Source organism: Pseudomonas sp. UBA3149, assembly GCF_002364655.1.
Lineage (GTDB): Bacteria > Pseudomonadota > Gammaproteobacteria > Pseudomonadales > Pseudomonadaceae > Chryseomonas > Chryseomonas luteola.
The window spans coordinates 21,770-45,686 of record NZ_DEYV01000041.1 but is presented as its reverse complement, the minus strand read 5'-3'; the positions used below and the strand labels follow the sequence as shown (position 1 = coordinate 45,686).

Sequence of the window (23,917 nt, the reverse complement as noted above, 5' to 3'; positions counted from 1 at the left end):
TATAAAAAGGCCGCTGTAAAACAGCGGCCTTTTTATTCCCGTCAATCAGTCATACATGCCCACATGCTGCGGATGGCTTGCAACACGCTGCAGCCAGGCATCGATGGCAGGGTACCGAGACAAGTCGAATCCACCTTCTGCCGCCACGTGCGTATAGGCGTAAAGCGCAATATCGGCAATGGAGTACGTATCGCCTACCAGATACGGTGTCCGGGAGAGTTGCTGCTCCATAACATCCAATGCCTTATAGCCTCCCTTAAGGCAACTTGCATGTTCGGCACGCCGCTCTTCAGGCATGTCAAGGTAAAACTGAATAAACCGCGCCACTGCTACGTAGGGCTCATGACTGTACTGCTCGAAGAATTGCCATTGCAGTACATGAGTCCGCAAACGCGGCTCCCGGGGCAGGAATGTGCTGCCTTCTGCCAGGTAGTTCAGAATGGCATTGGACTCCCATAGGTAGGAGCCATCATCCAGCTCAAGCACAGGAATCTTGCCATTGGGGTTTTTTTCAAGAAACGCTGGAGAGCGTGTCTCGCCCTTTAAGATATCTACATCAACCCATTCATAGGCAAATCCGCGCAAGGCCATCATCAGCTTGACCTTGTAGCAGTTGCCGGAACGCTGGTCTCCATAAATCCGGTACATAATGATCTCCTTTCATTACAAGGCCTGGGCGGCCTTTATGACACTGGCCAAACGGCTCAGCCCTTCATCAACACGCTCAGGTGCCACATGGCTGAAATTCAGGCGCAAGCGACCAAGGTTGCCCTCCGGGTCACTGAAGAAAGGCTCCCCAGGCATGAAGGCCACATCCTGAGCCAAAGCGGGCTCCAACAGCAAGCGTGTGTCGATTGGCTGGCGCAGTGTTAGCCAGAAAAATAGCCCCCCCTGAGGCTGATTCCAGTCTGCAAGCTCACCAAAGTGGCGAACCAGCGCAGCCTGGAAGGCATCGCGACGAGCACGATAGAAATTGCGCAGCTCCTGAATATGGGCTTGATAGCGTGGCGTTCCGACCCACTGTAAGGCCTGCCACTGCCCGATACGGTTCGTATGCAGATCAGCGGCCTGCTTGAGGCGCAACAAATAAGGATACAGATCAGGAGAGGCAATCAGATACCCCACGCGCAAACCAGGCAGTAACGTCTTGGAGACCGTACCGGTATAGATCCAGCTGGTTCTCTTCAAGCGGCTTACGATAGGCGTAGCCGGTGCATCATCAAAGATCAGCTCGCGATATGGCTCATCTTCAATCAGCGTGACGCTGAACTCATCCATCAAGGCCGCCACCTGATCACGGCAGGCTTCGGTGTAACGTACACCGGATGGGTTCTGGAAAGTAGGAATCAGATAGGCAAAGGCTGGCTTGTTGGTCTCGAGGCACTGGCGCAGCGCTTCAATATCCATGCCTTCCGCCGTCAGTGGTACTGTCAGGCAATCGGCACCGAAAAATTGAAAGCTCTGCAGCGCAGCCAGATAGCTGGGGCCTTCTAACAGCACCTGAGTATCTTGGTCGATGTAGAGTTTTGCAGCCAGATCCAATGCCTGTTGCGAACCAGCCGTAACCAGTACTTGACTGGCATCACACTCGACGCCCAAGGCTCTGGCCTGGGCAGCGATCGCTTCGCGCAGCTCCGGCTCTCCTTCGCTCGTTCCATACTGCCCCAGATTCACCGGCAGAGCATCCCATTCCACGCGAGGCAACATCTCCTGCGCAGGCAGACCACCTGCAAAGGACATCACTTCCGGACGCTGTGCCGCTGCCAGAATTTCGCGGATAAGACTGCTTTTTAGACGGGTAACGCGTTCGGAGAAAGCCATGGAAGCACCAGTAGTCAGCGGCCGGAGAATAAGTCAAACTGCTTGACCGAAACTACGCTGAACCGGATAGAAGCGTCAATATGCTTGACCTAAAAAATACCGTAGCCCAACGCCAGGCGATGCAGTCATTCTTCTTCGGTTACCAGGCATTTACTGCCAAGGCCGACGAAATGCTTTCGCGCCGCGGGTTTAGCCGCGTACACCAGCGTATTCTCTTTTTCGTGGCTGGCTCGCCAGGGATCAGCCACAAAGAGTTGCTGGAGGCTTTGGGGGTTACCAAGCAGGCCGCTAATCCGCCCGTTCGCCAGCTAATTGAAAAGGATATGCTTGTGGTGGAGTCAGACGCGGAAGACAAGCGCAAGCGCAAGTTGCGGCTGACATCGCACGGTGCAAAGCTTGAGCAGCTCCTGCGGCGGGAACAAGTCAAGCTGCTACAGCGTGCCTTTGACGAAGCCGGAGAAGCCGCAGTAGAGGGATGGATGAAAATCAACCAGACGCTGGCAGGCCAGGAGCGCCAACGCGAATCGAGCCGGAAAGACGGGTCGACTTGAGCACAGACTAGCGGCTTCATTCAGACAAAGCCTGATCGACTGTACGGCTCCTTCTACAAGTGAGTGTATCGGTACGCCAGCCAACAGGCTGTTTATGCTGGAAAAAAAGGAAGTCCAGCCATGACAGCCGAATTACTTACCGCTTTTATACTTTTCGCCTTCGTATCCTCAGCTACTCCGGGTCCCAATAACATGATGCTGCTCGCGTCAGGCGTTAACTATGGTTTCCGCCGGACACTTCCGCATATGTTCGGCATTAGCCTTGGGCATATGGTGATGGTAATCACCATGGGATTGGGTCTTGGACAATTGTTTAGCCTGTACCCCTCACTGCACATGGCCTTGAAGGTCGTGGCTACTGCATACCTGTTGTACCTGGCATGGAAAATTGCCAACGCCGCACCGCCTACGCCCAAGCAGGCTTCCGGCAAACCATTCGGTTTTTTTCAGGCAGCTGCCTTTCAATGGGTTAATCCAAAAGCCTGGGTAATGGCCATAGGCGCCGTCACCACGTATTTGCCCGTTCAAGATTTCAACAGCAACCTGCTGCTGATAGCGCTGCTGTTTGCGCTTATCAACCTGCCTAGCGTTAGCCTTTGGACGCTGTTTGGTATGGCATTACGTACACTTTTGAATAGCCCGATGCGTCTGCGTGCGTTCAACTGGACGATGGCTGCCCTGCTAGTTATTTCTCTGTACCCGATTCTGCTGTCTACCCATTGAAGACCGTACCATGACCGTATCCACCGCCTTGCGCCCTTTTGCCGACACATCGCCTTCTTCAATCGTTGCCGGTTTCGTAGCGATGCTGGTTGGCTACACCAGCTCCCTGGTGCTTATGTTCCAGGCAGGCCAGAATGCAGGGCTGAACAGCGCTCAGATTTCCTCCTGGATCTGGGCGCTGTCCATCGGGATGGCGATAACCACGATCGCGCTCTCGCTGCGCTTCAGGACTCCCATCGTCATCGCGTGGTCTACCCCCGGTGCTGCCCTGCTGATGACCAGCTTGCCTCAGGTCCCTTACAGCGAGGCTATTGGCGCTTTCATGTTATGCGCCCTCCTCACGGCCTTCTGCGGTATGACTGGCAGCTTCGAGCGTCTGATGCGCAAGGTTCCTGCTGCATTGGCCGCCGCGCTGCTGGCGGGCATCCTGTTTCGGATCGGCATTGAGATCTGCTCGGCTACTGAGCAGCAACCTCTGCTTGTAATAGGCATGTTCCTGACGTATTTGCTGACCAAGCGACAGGCACCCCGTTATGCCGTATTGGCTGCCCTGATGATTGGAATGATCATCGCCGCCGTCGTAGGGCTGTTGCATTTCGAGCACTTTCATTTGCAACTGGCGGTGCCTGTCTGGACCACACCGTCCTTCTCCATGTCCGCCATCATCAGCATTGGTATTCCGCTATTTGTTGTTGCCATGGCCTCTCAAAACATGCCAGGCATTGCGGTGTTGCGGACCGACGGCTATCAGACACCTGCCTCACCCCTGATATCCGTTACCGGAATAGCCTCGTTACTGTTGGCCCCATTCGGCTCCCACGGAATTAACCTGGCGGCCATCAGCGCAGCCATCTGCACAGGGCCTGAGGCCCACGAAGACTCACAAAAGCGCTACACCGCAGCGCTCTGGTGCGGCTTCTTTTACGGTATAGCCGGAACGTTTGGTGCAACACTGGCAGCCCTGTTTGCAGCGCTTCCTAAAGAATTAGTGCTATCCATCGCGGCACTTGCACTGCTTGGGTCCATCATGAATGGGCTTAACAGTGCCATGAGCGACCCTAAACAACGCGAAGCCGCTCTTGTCACCTTTCTTGTAACCGCTTCAGGCATGACATTATTAGGCGTTGGGTCGGCTTTCTGGGGAGTGGTCGCAGGCCTGATCACCCAGTTAGTCCTGAATTGGAAAAAGGCTGCTTGATCAACGATATAGGTAGAGCCCATACAAAAACGGCTCGCCTAGGCGAGCCGTTCGAGCACAGATAACCGCTTAGCGTTTACCGCGATTATTACTACCAAAGCCTGGACGCTGACCTTCACGGGCTGAACCATTACGGCGCTGTGCCGGTGCGGCCCGTTCCCGGGCAGGGCGCTCGCGACGTCCGTCATCGCCAGAGGCATGCTCTTCACGAGTCCGTACCGGACGCTTGCGCCCACTTTCGGATGGGCGCTCAGCCAATGGCGTGCCACCACCGCGGCCCTCGCCCTGCGGCTTGCCAGAGCGCTTGTCACCACGGCCGCCGCGGCCAGCCTCAACAGGCTTGCCGGACTTGCGCTGCATACGCTCAAGCTTTTCGCGAACCTTCGCGGTCACAGGAGGCAATTCAACAGGCGTCAGCCCTACTTCTGCGCTGAGAATATTGATCTCACCCTGCATCATCTCGCGCCAGCGACCCATGGACAATTCAGCCGTCAGGAAAACCGGTCCGAAACGTACCCGCTTCAAGCGGCTGACCAGCACGCCCTGGGATTCCCACAGGCGACGAACCTCTCGGTTACGTCCTTCCATGACTACGCAATGGAACCAGTGGTTGAAACCGTCACCATTGGGAGCCTGTTGGATATCGGTAAAACGTGCAGGACCGTCTTCCAGCATGACACCTGTCTTGAGACGCTCGATCATGGCCTCATCGACTTCACCACGCACACGTACCGCGTACTCCCGGTCCATCTGATAAGATGGATGCATCAAGCGGTTGGCCAGTTCACCATCGGTTGTGAACAAAAGCAGGCCAGTCGTGTTGATATCCAGACGACCAATATTGATCCACCGCCCGCCTCTCAAGCGCGGCAATCGGTCAAACACCGTAGGACGCCCTTCGGGGTCATCACGGGTGCAGACTTCACCTTCAGGCTTGTTGTAAATCAGTACACGGCGAACATTTTCGGTGGCCTCTTCGCGGCGTAGCACACGCCCGTCCACAGCAATGGCATCCTGAGGCGTAACACGCTGACCCAGAGTGGCGACATTTCCGTTTACTTGAATACGGCCCTCGGCAATCCAGGCTTCCACATCACGGCGGGAACCTACACCCATACGGGACAGGACTTTCTGGAGTTTTTCCCCGACTGGGGTATGAGGAGTGTTGTCGTTCATAAGGCACCTCCCGGTGTAAGCGGCAACAAAAAGGCGCGCATCATAGCGTCACCTGGCCTTTGAGCCTAGCGACTAAATGACTCGACGTGCAGGCCTTTCGACAGAAAAGAGATGGATGGTCTGAGATGCAGACGGCCTGCATGATACAGGCCGTCGAACAAGATGACTGCCTTAATCGAGCGCAGCCAGGGCTTCGCGGCAAAGCTGCTCTATCTTTGTCCAGTCACGCGCCTTGATAGCGTCGGAAGGCAGCATCCAGCTACCTCCTACGCACATGACATTGCTTTGCTGGAAATAGGCTTTGACATTACTCGGATTGACGCCGCCCGTTGGGCAGAATCGAAGATCGCCAAAAGGACCGGCAAAGGCTTTAAGCGCGTCTATTCCACCGTAAACGTTGGCCGGGAAGAGCTTGAAGCGACGGTAACCCAGCCGATAGGCACGCATGATGTCTGAAGGCGTAGCAATACCGGGCAGTAGCGGCACATCGCTTTTAACGCCTGCCTCAAGGATTTCGTCCGTGCAGCCGGGCGTTACAATGAACTGAGCACCTGCTTCTACCGCAGCATCAAACATGTGGGTGTCCAGAACAGTACCGACACCCACCGTTAGCTCCGGGCGTTCCTTGCGCAGCAGGCGCACAGCATCCAAACCATGGGCAGAGCGAAGCGTGACTTCCAGTGTCTTGAGCCCCCCCGCTGCCATCGCGTCAGCAAAAGGCAGGACGTCAGCCGGATCGTTGATCACGATGACGGGCAGGATGCGTGCTTTCTGGCTCAGCGCATCAATGGCAGCGATCTTGTTTTGCATGTCACTCATCCTCAAGGGCACCAATAGATCTTCAGCGGCTCTCGCAGGAAGGCGCTGATAGGAGTCGACAGCTCATCACCGGCAGTTGCAGCGGTTTGCAGAGCGGCCAACTTGCTCTGACCCTGGATGGCCAGGAACTGATTGTGAGCACCAGACAACAATGCGCGTGTCATGGTCAGGCGTTGACGAGGCACGGAAGGTGCCCACATGGGCAGGCACAAGCGCTCGCTCTGTGGATCAAGCGCATCCTCAAGCCCAGGGCTTCCGGGAAACAACGAAGCAGTATGTGCATCGTCGCCCATTCCCAGCACCAGCACATCGATAGGCTTGGGCAGATTCTGCAAGCGGTTATCAGCCTCCTGAGCAGCCGTTTCAGCGTTTTCGCCAGCGGCATAGAGGTCTACAAACGTCGCTGCACGGGCTGCATTACGCAACAGGTGCTTGCGAATTAGCCCGCCGTTGCTATCCGGATGTTCTAAAGGCACCCAGCGCTCATCGGCGAGCGTAATCGTGACCTTCGCCCAGTCCAGCTCCTGCTCGGATAACTGTTCAAAGAACGGCACTGGGCTACGACCACCCGAAACCACCAGTGTGGCCGCCCCTTTCTGTGCAATGGCCTCACGAAGCGCAGCCGCTACAGCTTGGGTCAGCTGCTCAGCATGGGCCTCACGACCGTTCAGCTCGATGAATTCGACGCCTTGTGGCAGGTTAGATATCGCCATACCAGGATCTCCCGTCACGTGCAATGAGAGCAATGGAAGTCAGCGGGCCCCATGTGCCAGCTGCGTATGATTTCGGGGTATCGCCCATTTTTTCCCAGCCTTCCATGAGCTGGTCGCACCAGCGCCAGGCCGCCTCGATCTCGTCCTTGCGCACGAAGAGAGACTGGTTGCCCTGCATCACTTCCAGCAACAAACGCTCATACGCGTCTGGTACCCGCGCCGACTTGAAGGCCTCGGAGAAGTTGAGCTGCAACGGACCGCTGCGCAGCTGCATCCCTTTGCTCAAGCCTTGATCCTTGGTCATGACCTGCAGGGAAATCCCTTCGTCCGGCTGAATACGGATGATCAGTCGGTTGTTGATCAGACTCCGCTGCTCAGGCGCGAAGATGTAGTGTGGCGGTTCCTTGAAATGAATAACGATCTGCGAAAGTTTTTGCGGCATACGCTTGCCGGTACGCAAATAGAAAGGCACTCCGGACCAACGCCAGTTACGAATATCGGCGCGAATGGCCACGAATGTTTCCGTGCTGCTGCTCTCGTTGGAGTTTTCTTCCTCCAGATAGCCGGGCACCGGCTTGCCATCGCTGTAACCACTCGTGTACTGGCCCAGCACGACACGGCTGGCCAGCTGATCGGCGGTGATCGGCTCGAGCGCCTTGAGCACCTTGACCTTTTCATCACGAATACTGTCCGCCGAGAGATCAGCGGGCGGGTCCATTGCAGTCAGGCAAAGCAGCTGCAGCAAGTGGTTCTGCACCATGTCGCGTAGCTGCCCGGCCTGATCGAAATAACCCCAGCGGCCTTCGATTCCTACTTTCTCAGCAACCGTAATCTCCACATGGGAGATATAGTTCTGGTTCCATTGGGTCTCGAACAGACTGTTTGCAAACCGCAGAGCAATCAGATTCTGTACGGTTTCCTTACCCAGGTAATGGTCGATACGATAGACCTGACTTTCCGGGAAGAACCGAGCCACGGAGTCGTTCACGACACGCGAAGACTCAAGGTCATGGCCGATGGGCTTTTCCATGACGACACGTGTACGGCTGCTAAGCCCTACCGCATCAAGATTCTCGCAAATCGAGCTGTATACTGAGGCGGGTGTTGCGAAATACGCAATCACCGTTTCGGAGTCACCTACGTCTTCGGCTAGTCCGGCATAGTCTTCCATGCGTCGGAAATCCATGGCACGGTAGCTTAAGCGGGCGGCGAAACGTTCCCAGACGGCTTGATTCCAGTCAGCATTCGGCACGTAATGCCGAACCCGCTCTTCAATATGAGCGAGCTGCTTGGTGCCGTCTCCTTGATCTCGAGCAAGCGCGACGATACGCGTGTCATCATGGAGGAGACCTTCGCGATCGAGTTGGTAGAGAGCCGGAAACAACTTGCGCAGAGCGAGATCGCCCAACGCGCCGAACAGGGCCAAAGTGCAAGGGAGTACGCGAACTGCTGGCATATATTCGTTCTTTTACGAAAAGTTGGTGAATGAAAGCCCAGTTTAAGTGAGCTTTCCCCTTTTACGTAGTATAAAAATCAAAAATTTAATAAAACCTTTTTGTGCAGCCTTATTCCTCTATAGCTGTACGATAAAAGGATGACAACTTTCAGGAGCATTTGATGGATCGGGCCAGCACATTGCTGCAATTGATTCAGACCCGTCTGCCGGAATTGAACCGTGCCGAACGCAAGGTAGCCGAGGTTATTCTAAACAATCCACGGCAGGCTACCCGCCTGACCATTGCGGCCCTGGCACAGGCAGCACACGTCAGCGAACCGACCGTCAACCGCTTCTGCCGATCACTGGGAATCAGCGGCTACCCTGAAATGAAGATTCAACTGGCTCAGAGCATCGCCAGCGGCGCCGTCTACGTAAGCCAGGCGGTGGAAGCGGATGATGAGCCTGAAGCCTACTCAGAAAAGATTTTCAGTAGCACCATCGCCTCGCTCGATAATGCTCGTCAGCGCATGGATGCTCAAGTGATCAATCGAGCCGTCAATCTCCTGATTCAGGCACGGCAGATTCATTTCTTTGGCCTGGGTGCATCTGCACCCGTAGCGCTGGATGCCCAGCACAAATTCTTTCGCTTCGGTCTGGCTGTTTCGGCCCATTCAGACATTCTGATGCAGCGCATGCTTGCGTCTGTAGCGCAGATAGGCGAAGTCTTTGTCATCATTTCCTACACCGGCCGCACGCGCGAACTGGTGGATGTTGCCAAGCTGGCACGGGATAACGGGGCATCAGTTATCGGGATGACTGCTGCTAATTCTCCGCTTGCGAAGGTTTCAACACTTAGCCTTGATATTCCAGTGCCCGAAGATACTGATATCTATATGCCAATGTCGTCACGTATCGTTCAGCTGACAGTACTCGACATTCTGGCCACTGGCGTTACGCTGCGCCGCGGCGTTGATTTCCAGCCGCACCTGCGCAAAGTAAAGGAAAGTCTGGTAGCAACACGCTATCCAATGGAGCAGGAACAGGAAGAGTTGTAATCGACGAGAAAGGCTGGAGCAGTACGCTTCAGCCTGTAGCGAGGTTATTTCTTCTTGAGCTTCTTGAGACGCTTGCTGGCCTTTTCGACTACATCCTTGCGCTCTTTGTCCTTCATGGACTTCCAGCCCTTGATTTCATCGCGGCTGCGGCCGCATCCCTGACAGACTTCATCCTTGAGCTTGCATTGGCTTACGCAGGGACTCTCAACCTTACCCACAGGGCTACCTCAGCATCTGGACACAGCGAACAGTATAAACACACTGCTCGCTGCGCCCAGTACCCTCTGCGGAATTAGAACACCGCTTGGACCTTCAGGCCGCCGACAACAGCATTATCGACTTCCTTGACGCCACCCGGGTTACGCATGTACTGAATATTCGGACGTAGGGTGAGCCAGTTGGTCACGTGTACGCCGTAGTACAGCTCAGCATCGTATTCGCTGTACTGCAGCGGTACGTAGCCTGGGTTGTCATAATCGTCGATACCGGTAGCAAGGTTGGCTGCACGTTGCGCATCACGCGCATCGCTGTTGGTGTGGATACGAGCCACACCGAAACCGATGTCGTCTTTTGGTCGCGCATCGAATGGTCCCTTGTACACCACACCAGCCTGGATGTAGTTGTCTACCTTGTTGGTAGCCTTGTCATGCACCGTGAAGTTGGCGAATACACTCAGACCACGAGAAGCATCACCGTTGTGCTTGGTCAGCTGCTGCTTGGCTACAACCCAGTAGCCATGCTTACTGGAATGACGGCTGGAAACACCATCCACATCATCCGCATCAGCGGTGCTGTAGTAGTAACCGAAGCGGTACTCACCCGGTAGGCTGTTCAGCGTTGGCAACCATACCAGCTCAACTGGCAGGATCACGCCTTTGGCACCGCTGGTATTCATCTTGAAGCCATTACCGGTTTCAAGCAGCGACGGGTTCTGCTCGTAAACCCCAACCTGGGCAAACAGCTCAGGTGTCAGGTTGTACTTGACGCGCATGGCCCACTGGCTGACCGGCCAGTTGTACCACTGATCACCTACCCAGTTACCCACCTGGGAACCACAGAACGCCAGGTTCTGGAAGTCACAATCGAACGAGTTGAAATCTTCACCCTCGCCGAAACGACCAGCCTTAATGTCCAGACGGCCATCAAAGAACCCCTTGCTCAACCACAGCTGGGTAAGGCGCCAGGTCTGGCCGCGACCCCAGACTTCTTGTACGGAAGAATACGTACCGGAACGTGGATCACCAATATTGTCGTTGGTCAGGTTACGGCCGTCACGTGAAGTAATGGCAACCTTGAATACGGAATTCTCCCAACCCAACGTCTTGTTCATGTCGACCGCCAGGCCGAACATGTACTGGGAAGACCAACGTGCGGTGTGATCTTTGTCGTATCCACCTCGCATGTTGGTAGCGCCTTCCCCGACGTACTCCAACTTGATGTCGTAACCCTTATCTAGCAGTTCAGTACGCAGGCCACCCCAATCGCCTGTCATACCACCTGCTTCAGGGTCGAAGGCATCGGCTGCATGGGCAGTGGCACTGAGCCCGCCCAGTGCAGCTAACGACAACACAGCCAAGTGCCGTACGCGTTTGCCTTTATGCTTATACATTCTTCTCGGTCCTTTATAATTTTTAATGGGCTATACGCAACACACCACAGGTCCCACGCCAATAACTGGCTAAACTTCACGGCAGAACATTGAGTACCTCGTAACAGGCTCCCATGGTGTGGTAGTCGACCTTTCCGGCCGGACTTTTTTCGTCGGAATACTTAGTATTTCGACGGTCGAGGATGCGCCACCAAGCGCCATACTCGTGATCAATGAAATGCTCCCAACTATAGTGCCAGAGCTGTTCATATTGTTTCCAATATTTACCGTTGCCGGTGCGCTCGGCAAGCAAGGCTGCAGCCGCCAAGGCCTCGGCCTGAACCCAGAAGTACTTGTCTGGATCACAAACGCTGCCATCCGGAGCGAACCCGTAATATAGGCCACCATGTTCATGATCCCATGAGGTTTTCCACGCGGCATCAAACAGCTCTGCAGCACGTGGCGCCAACCATGCCTGGGGACGATGGCGCTCAAGTATCAGTAAGAGCTTGGCCCACTCGACCTGATGTCCAGGCTGAAAACCCCAAGGGCGGAAAAGGTTGGCGGGATCATCCCGGTTGTAATCCCAATCGATGCTCCAGTCCTGATGGTAATGCTCCCAGATCAACCCACCTGATACATCCCGAGCAACCTCAGCGCTTTCCTGGCTAAGTGCTGCCTGGCGCTGAGTCATATTGATTGCAAGCGTTTCGGCGCGGTCCAGATAGCGGGACTCTTGTGTCGCCTCATAGGCAGCCAGAAGCGCCTCGCAGGCATGCATGTTGGCATTTTGTCCACGATAGGAGGAAACCTCGGACCAGTCGGCACTGATCTCATCACAGTACAGACCTTCTTCTTCACGCCAAAAATGACGCTCGAAGGTATCCCACGCTTCAGCCAGCCATGCTCTGCTCTCCTCGACTCCTGCCATGACGCCGTGAGAGTACGCCAGGATAACGAATGCCAGACCATAGGCATGATTGGTGCCGTCTACTACTTTGTCGCCCTTCAGTAGCCAGGCGTAGCTGCCATTGGGCTGCAGATGCTTTTCCCTTAGAAAGCGAAGCCCGTGCCGAGTGGCGCCCAAGTATTCAGCGTTGCCAAACTGCCGATAGGCCATTGCAAAATTGAAGACGAAACGGGTACTGGAGACAAGATGGCGCGTCTCTCGGTCGTAGATATCGCCATTGTCACGGAAGAACTGGAAAAACCCGCCCTGCTCGTCGATGCAGCGCGGATAGTAGAAAGCCAGCGTATGCTGGATATGATCCAGCAGAGTGTCACGTTGACGGAAGTCTGGAAAGTTCATACGAAGTCCCTTAGGCAGGAAGCGGCGAAGTCGCCATCATGGCGCGAACGTCATCAAGCGTCGGCGCATAGGCCCCCGATTTCTGGCAAGACACCGAGGCACAGGCAGCTGCGAAAAGTAGTCGCTCTTCCAGTGATGCGCTTGAAATGATCCCTGACGCCAACCACCCCGCCATACAGGCGTCACCGGCACCTACGGTGTCCGCCACATGAATCGGAATACCAGGCTGAGTCCACTCCCCCTGGCTGGAAAGCAGCGTGATGCCCTTGGCACCCTGCGTATAGAGGATGTTGGCCTCTGGATTCATCTCCCGCAGGCGGCTCAAGCCCTGTTCAGGCGTTAATCCGGGATAGATATTTTCCAGGTCTTCGTCAGAAAGCTTGATGTCGTCTGCCAGCCTCACAAGGGTTGGAAAGATACGACGACAGTAGTCATCGCCCATCAGGTTTCGCCAGTTGGGGTCGTAGCTGATACGTTTACCTCCTGCCTTGGCCTTTTCTGCCTGTTCAAGCAGTTTGGAAGCCAACGGCTCACGGGCCAGACTGATGCAGCTGAAGTGGCAGAGTTCAGCAGCCTCGAGCCAGCCTTGCGGCAACGCATCCGGATCAAAGGCTAGATCCGCCTCCCCAGCAAAGAAATACCGAGGTGGATTGCTGGACGGCACTACTGCCACCAGCGGATCAGCTTCGACCCGCTGCAGAAAACGCATATCCAGTCCGGACACCTGAGACTGCTCATGAATCTCATCGCCTAGAGAATCCTGGCTGATTGATCCCGCAAACGCAGCGGGTACGCCCAGACGCGCCAGCGTCCGGGCAACATTCCACGGTGCACCGCCTGGATGGCCTTGCCACTGTCCGGGTGAATGCTGGACCAGATCGGTCAAGGCCTCTCCAAAAACCACCACACGTGGCAATGTCATAACTTTCTCCTAAGCGATACGAGCACCTGAAGCAGGTTCGAATAATACGAGACGCTCTACATCAAGCTCTAGCGTTACGATTGATCCGATTTCAGGAGTGTCGACTGGCGCTACTCGACAACACACCTGGACGCCATTGACCTCGACATAAACCAGAGTGTCGGGGCCTGTTGGCTCCACGACCTGCACTCGGGCGCTGACCAATGGCAAATCGCCGATCTGACCACTGCGAATACAAATTTGCTCAGGTCGAACCCCTAAAATTGCTTCGCGACCGTCTGCCAGAGCGGTTTGAAGCATGGGTAGACCAATAGCGGTACGCTCGCCATGCCCCTGCAAACGCACCACAGGGCGCCCGTTTTCCTGCTCCAACGCGACAGGAATGAAGTTCATTGGCGGAGAACCAATGAAGCTGGCCACGAAGAGGTTGGCGGGGTTGTTGTAGATTTCCTGGGGAGTACCAAACTGTTGAACTTCTCCCTCTTTCATAACTGCGACACGGTCGCCCAGCGTCATGGCTTCGATCTGGTCGTGAGTAACGTAGACAGTTGTAGTCTTGAGCCGCTGGTGCATTAGCTTGATCTCGGTGCGCATTTCCACACGCAACTTTGCATCAAGATTTGAGAGCGGCTCATCGAACAGGTAAAGCTTGGGGCGGCGCGCCAGTGCGCGCCCCATGGCGACACGTTGTTGTTGCCCACCGGATAGCTGCGAGGGTTTGCGCTCGAGCAAATGCTCGATCTGCAAAAGCTTGGCGACACGGTCCACTTCCGCCGCGATCTGGTCAGCAGGTGTCTTGCGGATCTTCAACCCAAAGGCGATGTTTTCCCGCACCGTCATGGTCGGATACAACGCATAGGATTGAAATACCATGGCGATATCGCGGTCCTTGGGCTCGACCGCAGTTACATCCTCACCACCCAGCATGATGGCCCCGCTGGAAATATCTTCCAGGCCAGCGATGGCGTTCATCAGCGTAGACTTACCGCAACCGGAAGGACCAACCAGGATCAGGAACTGCCCAGTCTCGATACTGATGTTGATACCTTTAAGCGCTTCCTGAGCAGCGTTGCCGTAGGTCTTGCGGACATTTTTAAGTTCTAGTGCGGCCATGATTGTTCTTATCCTTTGACGACGCCCGAGGTCAGACCACGGACGAAATACTTGCCGGCGAAGATGTAAACGAGCAGTGTCGGCAGCGCCGCAATCATCGCAGCGGCCATATCCACGTTGTATTCCTTGGCCCCGGTACTGGTATTGACGAGGTTGTTGAGCGCTACCGTAATCGGCTGCGCAGAGCCGCTGGCGAACACTACGCCAAACAGAAAGTCATTCCAGACCTGAGTGAATTGCCAGATCAGGCTTACCATCACGATAGGGGTGGAAAGCGGCAGCAGGATCTTCCAGAAGATGGTGAAGAAGCCTGCACCATCGAGACGTGCCGCCTTGATCAGGGCATCCGGAATACCGACGTAGTAGTTCCGGAAGAAAAGCGTTGTGAAGGCCAGACCGTAGATGACGTGAACCAGCACGAGTCCGGTGGTGGTATTGGCCAGACCCAGCTTGCCCAGGGTGAATGACATTGGTAACAGAATGACCTGGAACGGGATGAAGCAACCGAACAGCAGCATGCTGAACAATACGTTCGAGCCCTTGAAGCTCCACTTCGACAAGGCGTAGCCGTTAAGCGCACCGATGAAAGTCGAGATGATGACGGCAGGAACCGTGATCATGAAGGAGTTCCAGAAGTACTCGTGAACCGTACTCCAGGCCTTTATCCAGCCAATGAGTGTCCAGTCTACTGGTAACGTCAGCAGGTTACCGGTGCGCACGTCATCCGGTGTCTTAAAGCTGGTTAACAGCATGACTACCAGTGGCACGAGATAGACAGCGCAAGCCACCAGAAGCGTAGTGTGAATTGCAATGCGGTTGAAAGACCAGCGCTTGCTATGGGAAAGATCAGCCATGACGCTTGCTCCGCAGTTCGGAATAAAGGTAAGGCACCAGGATGGCAAGCACCGCGCCAAGCATCAGGACGGAGCTGGCCGCCCCCAACCCCATTTGCCCGCGTGTAAAGGTGTGTTGATACATGAAGACCGCAGGAAGGTCGGATGAGTAACCGGGTCCACCGGCGGTCATGGCCATTACCAAGTCAAAGCTCTTGATCGCAATGTGTGACAGGATCATCACGGCACTGAAAAAAACAGGTCGCAAACTGGGTAGAACGATGCGCAGATAAATCGTGGGCAGCGAGGCTCCGTCAATTTGTGCGGCACGAATGATGGCGCTATCCACGCCGCGTAAACCGGCCAGGAACATTGCCATGACAAAGCCGGAGGCCTGCCAGATCGCAGCGATCAGCAAGCAATAGATGACCCTATCCGTATCAACAAGCCAGTCAAAGCGGAAACCTTCCCATCCCCAGTCGCGCAGGAGCTTGTCCAGGCCTAACCCTGGGTTGAGCAGCCACTTCCAGGCAGTACCGGTAACGATCATCGATAGCGCCATGGGATAAAGATAAATGGTGCGGATAAAACCTTCGCGTCGGATGCGTTGATCCAGCAGGATGGCGAAGAACACGCCAATGATCAGGCAAAGCAGGATAAACATCCCGCCAAAGATGGCCAGGTTTTTACAGGCCACCAGCCAACGGTCGTTGGCCAGTAGGCGTTCAAACTGGGCAAGACCTGCAAAGTTATACACCGGCATGAAGCGGGACGTGGTTAATGAGATCACGGCCGTCCACAGCATGTAGCCGTACAGGCAAACAATCATTGCCACTGCGGTAGGGGCCAGAACCAGCTTGGGAAGCCATTTCTGGAGGCGGTCAGGCTTTCGTACAGACGTGCTGGTACCTGTGCGCATGATTTGCACTTCGCTTAAAGACATCGAAGAACTCCTGATCCAACCCGTAGGTTGGTATTCGCATCAGGACCGGGCGTCTTGCAACGCCCTGCCCTTACTGCATTACTGCGCCGCTTTGATGGAGGCGACCAGTTGTTCGGTCGCCTTTTTGGGGTCGGCGCTTGGATCGTTGAAGAAGTTGGTGATCACATCGAAGACAGCGCCCTGGATATAGCTGGTGTTGGCCATGCTATGCGCCAGGCTTGGCTCCGCTTTGCCCGAGTCGTTGGCTGCCTGGAAATCCTTCATGGACTGTTTGGCACAGTCATCGAACTTCGCCATGTCGATATCATTGCGAACAGGAATCGAGCCTTTGTTCAGGTTGAAGACTTCTTGGAAAGGCTTGTCGATGACAGTACGGGCCAAGTCGTCCTGGGCTTTCCTGTTTGCCTCGTCCTTGAGCTTGAACATGGCCAGGGAATCGATGTTGTAGATGAAGTCACCCTGAGTGCCCGGCATGACTACGCACAGGTAGTCCTTGCCAGCAGTCTTGTTTGCAGCCGTAAACTCGGCCTTGGCCCAGTCGCCCATAATCTGCATACCGGCCTTGCCATTGATGACCATGGCGGTAGCCAGGTTCCAGTCACGGCCCGCTGCATCTGGGTCGATGTAGTTGCGAATACGCTTGAAGGTCTTGAACACTTCAACCATCTTGTCGCTGCGCAAAGTGTCTTCGTCAGTTTCGACAAATGCCTTGTGATAGTCCTCTGGCCCCATCATGGCCATGACCAGCGACTCGAAAATGGTGGTGTCCTGCCAGTTCTGACCGCCGTGGGCAATCGGAATGATACCTGCTGCCTTGAGCTTGTCTGCAGCCTCGAAGAACTCATCTAGTGTCGTTGGCACCTTGGCGCCCGCTTTCTGGAAGGCCTCAGGGTTTATCCAGAGCCAGTTGATGCGATGAACACCGGCGGGAACGGCGACGTAATCACCATCATGCTGCATGGTTTCAGCGATGCGCTTGGGCATGATGCTGTCCCATTTTCCGGCCTTGGCGATGTCGTTCAGGTTGGTAAGAAAGCCCATGTCAGCCCACTCCTGAATGTCGGGGCCTTTGAGCTGTGCTGCAGAAGGAGGATTGCCAGAAACCGCACGGGTTTTCAGAACGGTCATCGCGGCCTCACCGGCACCGCCGGCAACCGCGAAATCCTTCCAGGTATCGCCCTGCTTTTGCATCATTTGCTTGAGGGTATCGACAGCCCGAGCTTCACCACCTGAAGTCCACCAATGCAGGACTTCCACTTCGCCCGCCTGGGCGGTTAGGGGTAATTGGCTCAAGCAGGACAAAGAAACCGCGAGGGCGAGACGATTGAGTGCTTTCATGATCAGTGACCTTGTTGTTTTTATAAATCTGATCGGAGTCTAGCCAGCCCTTGGCCAGCGTGGGTAACGAAGGGAATCATTAATGTCACAATGCCGTTACATTAGGCGGCTTTTGTAGATATCGATCACAATTTGACGCCACTCGTTTCAGGACGCCTCTAGCGCGGCAACGTCAGCGTGACCCGCAGGCCCCCTTCCCGACGATTGCGCAAGACCACCTCCCCCCCATGGGCATGGGCTAAATTACGCGCAATCCCGAGCCCCAATCCGTATCCCTGCTGTTGACCTGTCAAGCGGACATGCGGTTCGAAAACCTGCTCTAAATCCTTTTCTGGCACCCCTGGGCCTTCATCATCGACATGCAGCATAAATACCTTGCCATCATCCTCCACCGTCAAATGCGCCCGATTACCGTACTTCAGCGCGTTGTCGAGTACATTGCCGATACAGCGCTTCAAGGCCAGCGGCTTGCCGGAATATAGAGCCACCGCTTTACCTTGCAACGTCGCTCGAGGCTGCTCACCGACCTGGTAAGGCTCGACGATATTGCTCAGCAGGAGATTGAGGTTTACCGACTCGATATTTTCATGAATATCGGTGTCCTTGACGCATTGCAGTGCTCCCTTGACTAGCAGATCCAGTTCGTCGAGGTCTCGATTGAAGCGCGCCTGCAATGCCTCATCCTCCAGTAACTCGGCGCGGAGCCGCAGCCGGGTGATAGGGGTCCGCAGATCATGGGAAATCGCACTGAAAAGCTGGCCCCGCTCGGCCAGGTATCGACTGATACGATCACGCATGGTGTTGAAGGCGCGTGTGACTTCCTGAATTTCACTCGCCCCGACTTCAGGAAGGGGTTGAACCTGTGCCTCCAGCGAAAGCTCACGTGCCTCTTGCGACAAACGTTTAAGCGGCCGGCTCTGCCAGTGGATGAGCAGGCCGATGAACAAGAGTAGAAAAGCGCTGCTGAACAGGATGAACCAAGCCTGCTGCAGAGGCAGGAAGGGCTCATCCAGGGTGAGATAAGGGGCTGGCATCAGTGTCCCGATGTAGACCCACTCCTCCGGACCTATTCGTATCTGGGTGACCAGAATGGGCGGATCTAGTGGTTCAAAGCTGAGAACGTAGTGCGCCCAGGAGCGCGGCAACTCATCCAGGGAAAGATTGCCATTGAACAGGCGCAGGTGCTTGGGGCTGACAAACTCCACATACATCGGCATCCCATTGCCGAGACGCTCCCGCAAGACTGACTCCACAGCATGAAGTACCGCCTGCTTGCCAGGCGAATCGGGCAGCGGCTCCATGATCAAGGGCTTTTCATTAAGCGATACGAAAAACCGTGTACCGCCCATATTACGCAACTGCTCCAGCACTACCGGACGATACGCCGGTGGTAGCAGACTGAAATAACGCACGCTGGCCGCAATGGAGTAACCAAGGCTGCGCGAAGCGTTCAGCAGACCTTCCATTCGGCTGGCACGCAAGTGCGATATCCAGAAGAGGCTGGAAACGCCCTGGGCCAGCAGAACCGCCAGCAGCGTAAGCAACAGCATTCTTCCCAACAATGAGTGCGGTACCAGCCGCTGGAGTGCCTTAAAAAACATCAGCGGTCGGGCCATGCACCTGCGCCGCCAGAAGGTAGCCACTGCCGCGTACCGTGCGAATCAGTCGAGGCGATTTCCCGGTGTCACGCAGCCGTTGACGCAAGCGGCTGACGGCCATGTCCACGATGCGGTCAAGCGGCATGACTTCACGCCCCCGCGTCGCGTTGGCAATCGTGTCACGGTCAAGTATTTGCTGGGGATGATCTAGAAACAGTTTGAGCAGAGTGAAATCAGCGCCGGACAGAATGACCTCTTCTCCGTCCTGGTGGAACAGCCTGTGCGTGACAGTATCAAGACGCCATTCATCAAACACCAATGTGTGTCCCGACTTGGCGTCACCAAAACCTGCGCGCCGGAGAAGCGCTTTGATCCGCGCCTGTAATTCCCGCGGACTGAATGGTTTTCCAATGTAATCGTCAGCGCCCAATTCAAGGCCAATCACACGATCTGCCTCATCGGAGCTGGCGGTCAGCATGATGATAGGTACTTGAGAGATGGAACCACTCAGCGCCCTGACCCAACGGCAAAGACTGAAGCCGTCCTCACCCGGCAGCATGACATCCAGTATCAGAAGATCAGCCGGCTCGGCTTTAAGCGCAGTACGAAATCCGTAGCCGTCTGCCACAGCCCGAACGCTAAATCCGGCACGGCTCAGATAAGCCTCAAGAAGCTCACGAATGTCCTGATCGTCATCGACCAGCAGGATGGATTTACCCATCGGCGTCATAGCGTTGTCCCTTGTCTTTTTTATTATTGCCCTGGTGTCGAAGCATGCACGACACCAGGGGGAACGCCAAGAGGTGAAACGCGGTATTACTGACCGTTCAGGCTTTGCTGCAAGGCAACCCCTGCGCCAAACAAGCCAGGGTACTCGGCGGTGACCAGCCAGGCAGGAATATCCTGAAGGTAGGCACTGCTCGTCTTACCCTTGTCCGCAAACGCCTTGGCAAAGGCGCCGTTCTGGAAGCGCTCAACAAATCGCGGCAGAATTCCACCGGCGATATAAACGCCACCCAACGCACCTAAGGTCAGCGCAGCATTACCAGCCACACGGCCCAGCCATACGAAGAACTGCTCCAGCACCTCGTCGGCATAGGCGTCACCGGACAGCGCCATTTCACAGATCTCGGCAGCGGTCACGCACTTCTCTTCGCGGCCATCCAGTTCACAGCTGGCCTTGTAGAGATTCACCAGGCCATTGCCGGAAATAATACGCTCCGCCGACACGTGGTTACCAAACTGGCGCTTCAGGATCTTCCAAATTTCGAACTCACGTGGCGTGCCGATCGGCAAATCAACGTGACCGCCTTCGCTGGAAAGTACCATCCAGCGGTCATCCCCGATCGGCAGCAGACCGGCCACACCCAGGCCAGTCCCCGGCCCGATGATCAGACGTGCCCGATTGGCATGCGCCGCTCCCTCACGGACCTGAACGCAATGCGCTTTGTTCAGCTTAGCTACAGCCCAGGCCATTGAACTGAAGTCATTGATCAGAAGCAGGTGAGTCAGACCAAGCTCAGCGCAGAAACGCTCGCGGCTGATAACCCAGTGATTATTGGTAAAACGGAAGTCACCCTCGCCTACCGGCCCCGCGCAGGCGAGACATACGGAGTGAATATCGTCAAGAGCGACACCGGTACGCTTGAGGTATTCACGCACAGCATCTTCGGGACGCTCGAAATCGGCACACGCCATCACCTCGATCGCATCAAGCTGCTGGTCACGCCACAATGCGAAACGGGCATTCGTGCCCCCGATATCCCCTACCAAAGCCAAATTCATTTCAGCGCCTCCAGGCTGGATGTAAATGCACTCGCACCCTTTTCGGCGGTGCTCATTGCTTGCCGCATGAACGCAAAGAGTTCACGTCCCGTTCCAATTCCCATGCCTTGCGGGGGCGCCACCTGCTCCCGAGCATTCCACTCGGCAGGATCAACCACCACGATCAACTCTCCGGTTTGTCCATTGACACGCACCAGATCACCGTCACGTACTTTCGACAACGGACCGCCATCGATTGCCTCTGGGCATACATGGATAGCCGCTGGCACCTTGCCGGATGCTCCAGACATACGTCCATCAGTCACCAGAGCGACCTTAAAGCCTCGATCCTGCAACACGCCCAGGTAAGGCGTCAGCTTATGTAACTCCGGCATACCAAGGGCCTTGGGTCCTTGAAAGCGGACCACCGCTACAAAATCGCGGTCCAGCTCACCCGCCTTGAAGGCATTAGCAAGCTCGGCTTGATCAGCAAATACTCTAGCAGGCGCTTCTACGATCTGGTGATCAGGCGCTACGGCAGATACCTTCATGACCCCACGGCCAAGGTTGCCATCCATCACACGCAAACCACCTTCAGGGCGGAACGGGCGCTCGACCGGACGCAGGATTTCTTCATCCAAGCTCGCCACAGGTCCTTCACGCCATGTCAATGTGCCATTCTCCAAGAATGGCTCCTGCAAGTAACGACGTAATCCATGACCCATGACGGTGTTCACATCTTCATGCAGCAAACCGGCATCCAAAAGGGTGCGAATCAGGAAATTGGTGCCACCAGCCGCATGAAAATGGTTCACATCCGCCTTGCCGTTGGGGTAAACCTGCGCCAGCGTTGGAACGACAGCCGACAGATCCGCCATATCCTGCCAGGTTAGTTCGATACCAGCCGCCTGTGCGATGGCGGGAATATGCAGGGTATGGTTGGTAGAACCACCGGTTGCATGCAAGGCCACGACCGAGTTGATAATGGCTTTTTCGTCAACGATCTCACCCAGCGGGATGAAATTACCGCTTTGCTGCGTGATACGTGTCACCTGACGCGCCGCTTCACGGGTCAGCTCGTCACGCAGAGGCGTATACGGATTCACGAAGGACGAGCCCGGCAGGTGCAGTCCCATCACTTCCATAACGACCTGATTGGTGTTGGCTGTACCGTAGAAGGTGCAGGTGCCGGGACTATGGTAGGACTTCATTTCGGACTCAAGCAGCTCCTCGCGGGTTGCCTTACCCTCCGCAAAAAGCTGACGCACTCGCGCCTTTTCCTTGTTGGAAATGCCCGAAGGCATTGGACCACCTGGCACAAAAACGAATGGCAGATGACCAAAACGTAGAGAGCCAATCATCAGGCCAGGAATGATCTTGTCGCAGATGCCCAAGCACAATGCGGCATCGAACATATTGTGGGACAGTGCCACAGCGGTGGACATTGCGATGACTTCACGGCTCAGCAAGCTGAGTTCCATACCCGCTTCGCCCTGGGTTACGCCGTCACACATGGCTGGCACTCCACCGGCGAACTGACCAACGGAGCCTATTTCGCGCAGGGCATCTTTGATGATCTGGGGGAAATGTTCGTAAGGCTGGTGCGCAGACAACATGTCGTTGTAAGACGAAACGATAGCGACGTTAACCTCATCCATAAGGCGCAGACGTTGCTTGTCCGCAGGACCGCATCCGGCTACGCCGTGGGCAAAGTTGGCGCATTGTAGCTTGGCACGCTGAGGGCCTTCGCTCGCAGCTGCCCGGATCATTTCAAGGTAGCGCGTACGCGTAGGGCGGCTACGCTCAATGAGACGCTGTGTAACTTCAAGGACGCGAGGATGCATGGTTCCGATTCTCCAGGCAGGCGAAAAATTTGTTGTTTTTAAAACAAATTTGATCTGAGTGGCTATTATTCCTCTCAAAATACGCGATAGTGTAATTGTTTTTACAACAAATCCTGCCAGAACGAGGTTTCAAATATGAGCATTCGTATTGCTATCAATGGTTTCGGGCGTATCGGCCGTAATGTTCTTCGTGCGCTTTACTCCGGAAATTATCGTCAGCATATGCAGGTTGTCGCCATCAATGACTTGGGTGACGCGTCCATTAATGCCCATCTCCTGGAATTCGACAGCGTGCATGATCGTTTCAATGCTGAGATTTCCGTTGATGAGAATAGCCTGACCGTGAATGGCGACCGTATTGCGGTATCCGCCATCCGAAATCCGGCAGAGCTTCCCTGGAAAGACCTGAATGTTGACGTGGTGTTCGAATGCACCGGTCTGTTCACCAGCCGCAGCAAGGCGGCGGCTCACCTGGACGCAGGTGCTTCCAAGGTCATTATCTCCGCACCTGGTAAGGAGGTTGACGCCACTATTGTTTATGGTGTGAATGACAATATCCTGCGTCAGTCCCACCAGATCATTTCCAATGCGTCCTGCACAACCAACTGTCTGGCCCCGGTCGCTCAGGTCCTGAACCGTGAGTTGGGTATCGAGCATGGTCTGATGACCACAATCCATGCCTATACCAATGACCAGAACCTGTCGGATGTCTATCATTCCGACCCCTTCCGTGCCCGCTCGGCTACTCAGTCGATGATTCCAACCAAGACCGGTGCGGCTGAAGCCGTGGGTCTGGTGCTGCCAGAGCTGGTCGGGAAGTTCAGCGGCATGGCTGTACGTGTGCCGACCATCAACGTGTCGCTGGTCGACCTGACCATTCAGGTTTCCAAGACAGCAGATGCCAAGGCAATCAATGCCTTTATGAAAGCGGCCAGCGAAGCCTCGCCGGTATTGGGTTATAACGACCGTCCACTGGTGTCGATCGACTTCAACCATAACCCGCTGTCCTCAATCTTCGATGCCAACCACACCAAGGTCACCGGCAATTTGGTGAAGGTCATGGCCTGGTACGACAACGAGTGGGGATTCTCCAACCGTATGCTCGATACCTGTCAGGCACTGGTAAACGCTCCGGCGTAACACAGAACCTGACACAGACGAATCGGCCGGA

General features: G+C 55.3%; 23 protein-coding genes. 5 read left to right on the top strand and 18 right to left on the bottom strand.

Annotated features, from left to right (window positions below):
• Positions 1–45 precede the first annotated feature (45 nt).
• A complete protein-coding gene (locus B3729_RS22650) occupies positions 46–648 on the bottom strand; it encodes a glutathione S-transferase family protein (RefSeq protein ID WP_286789063.1) in 603 nt (200 codons plus the stop codon).
• A 15-nt stretch (positions 649–663) separates the two neighbouring features.
• Entirely contained in the window at positions 664–1,821 is a 1,158-nt protein-coding gene (locus B3729_RS22645; RefSeq protein WP_019365563.1) for a PLP-dependent aminotransferase family protein, read from the bottom strand.
• Between the two features lie 80 nt (positions 1,822–1,901).
• Between B3729_RS22645 and B3729_RS22640 the strand changes: the two genes are divergently transcribed.
• From B3729_RS22640 to B3729_RS22630, 3 genes are all read left to right on the top strand, one after another.
• A complete protein-coding gene (locus tag B3729_RS22640) occupies positions 1,902–2,372 on the top strand; it encodes a MarR family winged helix-turn-helix transcriptional regulator (RefSeq protein ID WP_010798432.1) in 471 nt (156 codons plus the stop codon).
• A 120-nt stretch (positions 2,373–2,492) separates the two neighbouring features.
• Positions 2,493–3,095 carry a LysE family translocator gene (locus tag B3729_RS22635; protein WP_037030959.1) on the top strand — a complete coding sequence of 201 codons (603 nt, stop codon included), beginning with the start codon at positions 2,493–2,495 and terminating at the stop codon, positions 3,093–3,095.
• Between the two features lie 10 nt (positions 3,096–3,105).
• Entirely contained in the window at positions 3,106–4,293 is a 1,188-nt protein-coding gene (locus B3729_RS22630; RefSeq protein WP_150347325.1) for a benzoate/H(+) symporter BenE family transporter, read from the top strand.
• A 69-nt stretch (positions 4,294–4,362) separates the two neighbouring features.
• Here B3729_RS22630 and rluB read toward each other — a convergent pair whose 3' ends face one another.
• The 4 genes from rluB to zwf form a co-directional block, all read right to left on the bottom strand.
• On the bottom strand, positions 4,363–5,469 hold the full coding sequence (gene rluB / locus B3729_RS22625) for a 23S rRNA pseudouridine(2605) synthase RluB (RefSeq protein WP_286789062.1): 1,107 nt from the start codon (positions 5,467–5,469) through the stop codon (positions 4,363–4,365).
• 171 nt (positions 5,470–5,640) lie between these two features.
• Positions 5,641–6,279 (bottom strand): bifunctional 4-hydroxy-2-oxoglutarate aldolase/2-dehydro-3-deoxy-phosphogluconate aldolase, encoded by a 639-nt coding sequence (locus B3729_RS22620; protein ID WP_010798436.1) that lies wholly within the window; start codon positions 6,277–6,279, stop codon positions 5,641–5,643.
• An 11-nt stretch (positions 6,280–6,290) separates the two neighbouring features.
• Entirely contained in the window at positions 6,291–7,001 is a 711-nt protein-coding gene (gene pgl, locus B3729_RS22615) for a 6-phosphogluconolactonase (RefSeq protein WP_286789061.1), read from the bottom strand.
• On the bottom strand, positions 6,988–8,457 hold the full coding sequence (zwf, locus tag B3729_RS22610; RefSeq protein WP_010798438.1) for a glucose-6-phosphate dehydrogenase: 1,470 nt from the start codon (positions 8,455–8,457) through the stop codon (positions 6,988–6,990). Before zwf ends, pgl begins: the two co-directional genes overlap by 14 nt.
• A 161-nt stretch (positions 8,458–8,618) precedes the next feature.
• Here zwf and B3729_RS22605 point away from each other — a divergent pair, with 161 nt between their 5' ends.
• Entirely contained in the window at positions 8,619–9,494 is an 876-nt protein-coding gene (locus B3729_RS22605; RefSeq protein ID WP_074826707.1) for a MurR/RpiR family transcriptional regulator, read from the top strand.
• 44 nt (positions 9,495–9,538) lie between these two features.
• On the opposite strand, the gene B3729_RS22600 is transcribed toward B3729_RS22605, so the two are convergent.
• From B3729_RS22600 to edd, 12 genes are all read right to left on the bottom strand, one after another.
• The gene (locus B3729_RS22600) at positions 9,539–9,712 is read right to left on the bottom strand and encodes a DUF1289 domain-containing protein (RefSeq protein WP_010798440.1); all 174 of its coding nucleotides are present in this window, start codon (positions 9,710–9,712) and stop codon (positions 9,539–9,541) included.
• Between the two features lie 74 nt (positions 9,713–9,786).
• Positions 9,787–11,103, bottom strand: coding sequence for a carbohydrate porin (locus tag B3729_RS22595; protein ID WP_019365555.1), 1,317 nt, complete (start codon positions 11,101–11,103; stop codon positions 9,787–9,789).
• 76 nt (positions 11,104–11,179) lie between these two features.
• Positions 11,180–12,391: an AGE family epimerase/isomerase gene (locus B3729_RS22590; RefSeq protein ID WP_286789060.1), complete on the bottom strand. Its 1,212-nt coding sequence runs from the start codon at positions 12,389–12,391 to the stop codon at positions 11,180–11,182.
• Between the two features lie 10 nt (positions 12,392–12,401).
• Complete coding sequence (locus tag B3729_RS22585) at positions 12,402–13,313, bottom strand: carbohydrate kinase family protein (protein ID WP_019365553.1); 912 nt, start codon at positions 13,311–13,313, stop codon at positions 12,402–12,404.
• Between the two features lie 9 nt (positions 13,314–13,322).
• Positions 13,323–14,426, bottom strand: a complete 1,104-nt coding sequence (locus tag B3729_RS22580; RefSeq protein WP_019365552.1) for an ABC transporter ATP-binding protein — start codon at positions 14,424–14,426, stop codon at positions 13,323–13,325.
• Between the two features lie 8 nt (positions 14,427–14,434).
• The gene (locus tag B3729_RS22575) at positions 14,435–15,280 is read right to left on the bottom strand and encodes a carbohydrate ABC transporter permease (protein WP_010798445.1); all 846 of its coding nucleotides are present in this window, start codon (positions 15,278–15,280) and stop codon (positions 14,435–14,437) included.
• A complete protein-coding gene (locus B3729_RS22570; protein ID WP_010798446.1) occupies positions 15,273–16,202 on the bottom strand; it encodes a carbohydrate ABC transporter permease in 930 nt (309 codons plus the stop codon). The genes B3729_RS22575 and B3729_RS22570 overlap by 8 nt, the downstream gene beginning before the upstream one ends.
• A 78-nt stretch (positions 16,203–16,280) precedes the next feature.
• Positions 16,281–17,540 carry an ABC transporter substrate-binding protein gene (locus B3729_RS22565; protein ID WP_010798447.1) on the bottom strand — a complete coding sequence of 420 codons (1,260 nt, stop codon included), beginning with the start codon at positions 17,538–17,540 and terminating at the stop codon, positions 16,281–16,283.
• A 158-nt stretch (positions 17,541–17,698) separates the two neighbouring features.
• Positions 17,699–19,156 carry an ATP-binding protein gene (locus tag B3729_RS22560; protein WP_010798448.1) on the bottom strand — a complete coding sequence of 486 codons (1,458 nt, stop codon included), beginning with the start codon at positions 19,154–19,156 and terminating at the stop codon, positions 17,699–17,701.
• Positions 19,131–19,868: a response regulator gene (locus B3729_RS22555; protein ID WP_010798449.1), complete on the bottom strand. Its 738-nt coding sequence runs from the start codon at positions 19,866–19,868 to the stop codon at positions 19,131–19,133. The genes B3729_RS22560 and B3729_RS22555 overlap by 26 nt, the downstream gene beginning before the upstream one ends.
• Before the next feature lie 86 nt (positions 19,869–19,954).
• Positions 19,955–20,923: a glucokinase gene (locus B3729_RS22550; protein WP_286789059.1), complete on the bottom strand. Its 969-nt coding sequence runs from the start codon at positions 20,921–20,923 to the stop codon at positions 19,955–19,957.
• Positions 20,920–22,746 carry a phosphogluconate dehydratase gene (gene edd / locus B3729_RS22545; RefSeq protein WP_286789058.1) on the bottom strand — a complete coding sequence of 609 codons (1,827 nt, stop codon included), beginning with the start codon at positions 22,744–22,746 and terminating at the stop codon, positions 20,920–20,922. The genes B3729_RS22550 and edd overlap by 4 nt, the downstream gene beginning before the upstream one ends.
• Before the next feature lie 135 nt (positions 22,747–22,881).
• On the opposite strand from edd, the gene gap reads away from it, so the two are divergent.
• Positions 22,882–23,886 (top strand): type I glyceraldehyde-3-phosphate dehydrogenase, encoded by a 1,005-nt coding sequence (gene gap / locus B3729_RS22540; protein ID WP_019365545.1) that lies wholly within the window; start codon positions 22,882–22,884, stop codon positions 23,884–23,886.
• Positions 23,887–23,917 lie beyond the last annotated feature (31 nt).

Excerpts from the sequence above, each read along its gene's own strand:
- B3729_RS22650 (WP_286789063.1), bottom strand. The coding sequence starts at position 648 with ATGTACCGGATTTATGGAGACCAGCGTTCCGGCAACTGCTACAAGGTC.
- B3729_RS22635 (WP_037030959.1), top strand. The coding sequence starts at position 2,493 with ATGACAGCCGAATTACTTACCGCTTTTATACTTTTCGCCTTCGTATCC.
- B3729_RS22605 (WP_074826707.1), top strand. The coding sequence starts at position 8,619 with ATGGATCGGGCCAGCACATTGCTGCAATTGATTCAGACCCGTCTGCCG.
- B3729_RS22590 (WP_286789060.1), bottom strand. The coding sequence starts at position 12,391 with ATGAACTTTCCAGACTTCCGTCAACGTGACACTCTGCTGGATCATATC.
- B3729_RS22585 (WP_019365553.1), bottom strand. The coding sequence starts at position 13,313 with ATGACATTGCCACGTGTGGTGGTTTTTGGAGAGGCCTTGACCGATCTG.
- B3729_RS22595 (WP_019365555.1), bottom strand. The coding sequence starts at position 11,103 with ATGTATAAGCATAAAGGCAAACGCGTACGGCACTTGGCTGTGTTGTCG.
- rluB (WP_286789062.1), bottom strand. The coding sequence starts at position 5,469 with ATGAACGACAACACTCCTCATACCCCAGTCGGGGAAAAACTCCAGAAA.
- B3729_RS22580 (WP_019365552.1), bottom strand. The coding sequence starts at position 14,426 with ATGGCCGCACTAGAACTTAAAAATGTCCGCAAGACCTACGGCAACGCT.
- B3729_RS22630 (WP_150347325.1), top strand. The coding sequence starts at position 3,106 with ATGACCGTATCCACCGCCTTGCGCCCTTTTGCCGACACATCGCCTTCT.
- pgl (WP_286789061.1), bottom strand. The coding sequence starts at position 7,001 with ATGGCGATATCTAACCTGCCACAAGGCGTCGAATTCATCGAGCTGAAC.
- B3729_RS22555 (WP_010798449.1), bottom strand. The coding sequence starts at position 19,868 with ATGACGCCGATGGGTAAATCCATCCTGCTGGTCGATGACGATCAGGAC.
- B3729_RS22550 (WP_286789059.1), bottom strand. The coding sequence starts at position 20,923 with ATGAATTTGGCTTTGGTAGGGGATATCGGGGGCACGAATGCCCGTTTC.
- B3729_RS22560 (WP_010798448.1), bottom strand. The coding sequence starts at position 19,156 with ATGGCCCGACCGCTGATGTTTTTTAAGGCACTCCAGCGGCTGGTACCG.
- B3729_RS22570 (WP_010798446.1), bottom strand. The coding sequence starts at position 16,202 with ATGTCTTTAAGCGAAGTGCAAATCATGCGCACAGGTACCAGCACGTCT.
- B3729_RS22620 (WP_010798436.1), bottom strand. The coding sequence starts at position 6,279 with ATGCAAAACAAGATCGCTGCCATTGATGCGCTGAGCCAGAAAGCACGC.
- gap (WP_019365545.1), top strand. The coding sequence starts at position 22,882 with ATGAGCATTCGTATTGCTATCAATGGTTTCGGGCGTATCGGCCGTAAT.
- B3729_RS22575 (WP_010798445.1), bottom strand. The coding sequence starts at position 15,280 with ATGGCTGATCTTTCCCATAGCAAGCGCTGGTCTTTCAACCGCATTGCA.
- zwf (WP_010798438.1), bottom strand. The coding sequence starts at position 8,457 with ATGCCAGCAGTTCGCGTACTCCCTTGCACTTTGGCCCTGTTCGGCGCG.
- B3729_RS22645 (WP_019365563.1), bottom strand. The coding sequence starts at position 1,821 with ATGGCTTTCTCCGAACGCGTTACCCGTCTAAAAAGCAGTCTTATCCGC.
- B3729_RS22565 (WP_010798447.1), bottom strand. The coding sequence starts at position 17,540 with ATGAAAGCACTCAATCGTCTCGCCCTCGCGGTTTCTTTGTCCTGCTTG.
- B3729_RS22640 (WP_010798432.1), top strand. The coding sequence starts at position 1,902 with ATGCTTGACCTAAAAAATACCGTAGCCCAACGCCAGGCGATGCAGTCA.
- edd (WP_286789058.1), bottom strand. The coding sequence starts at position 22,746 with ATGCATCCTCGCGTCCTTGAAGTTACACAGCGTCTCATTGAGCGTAGC.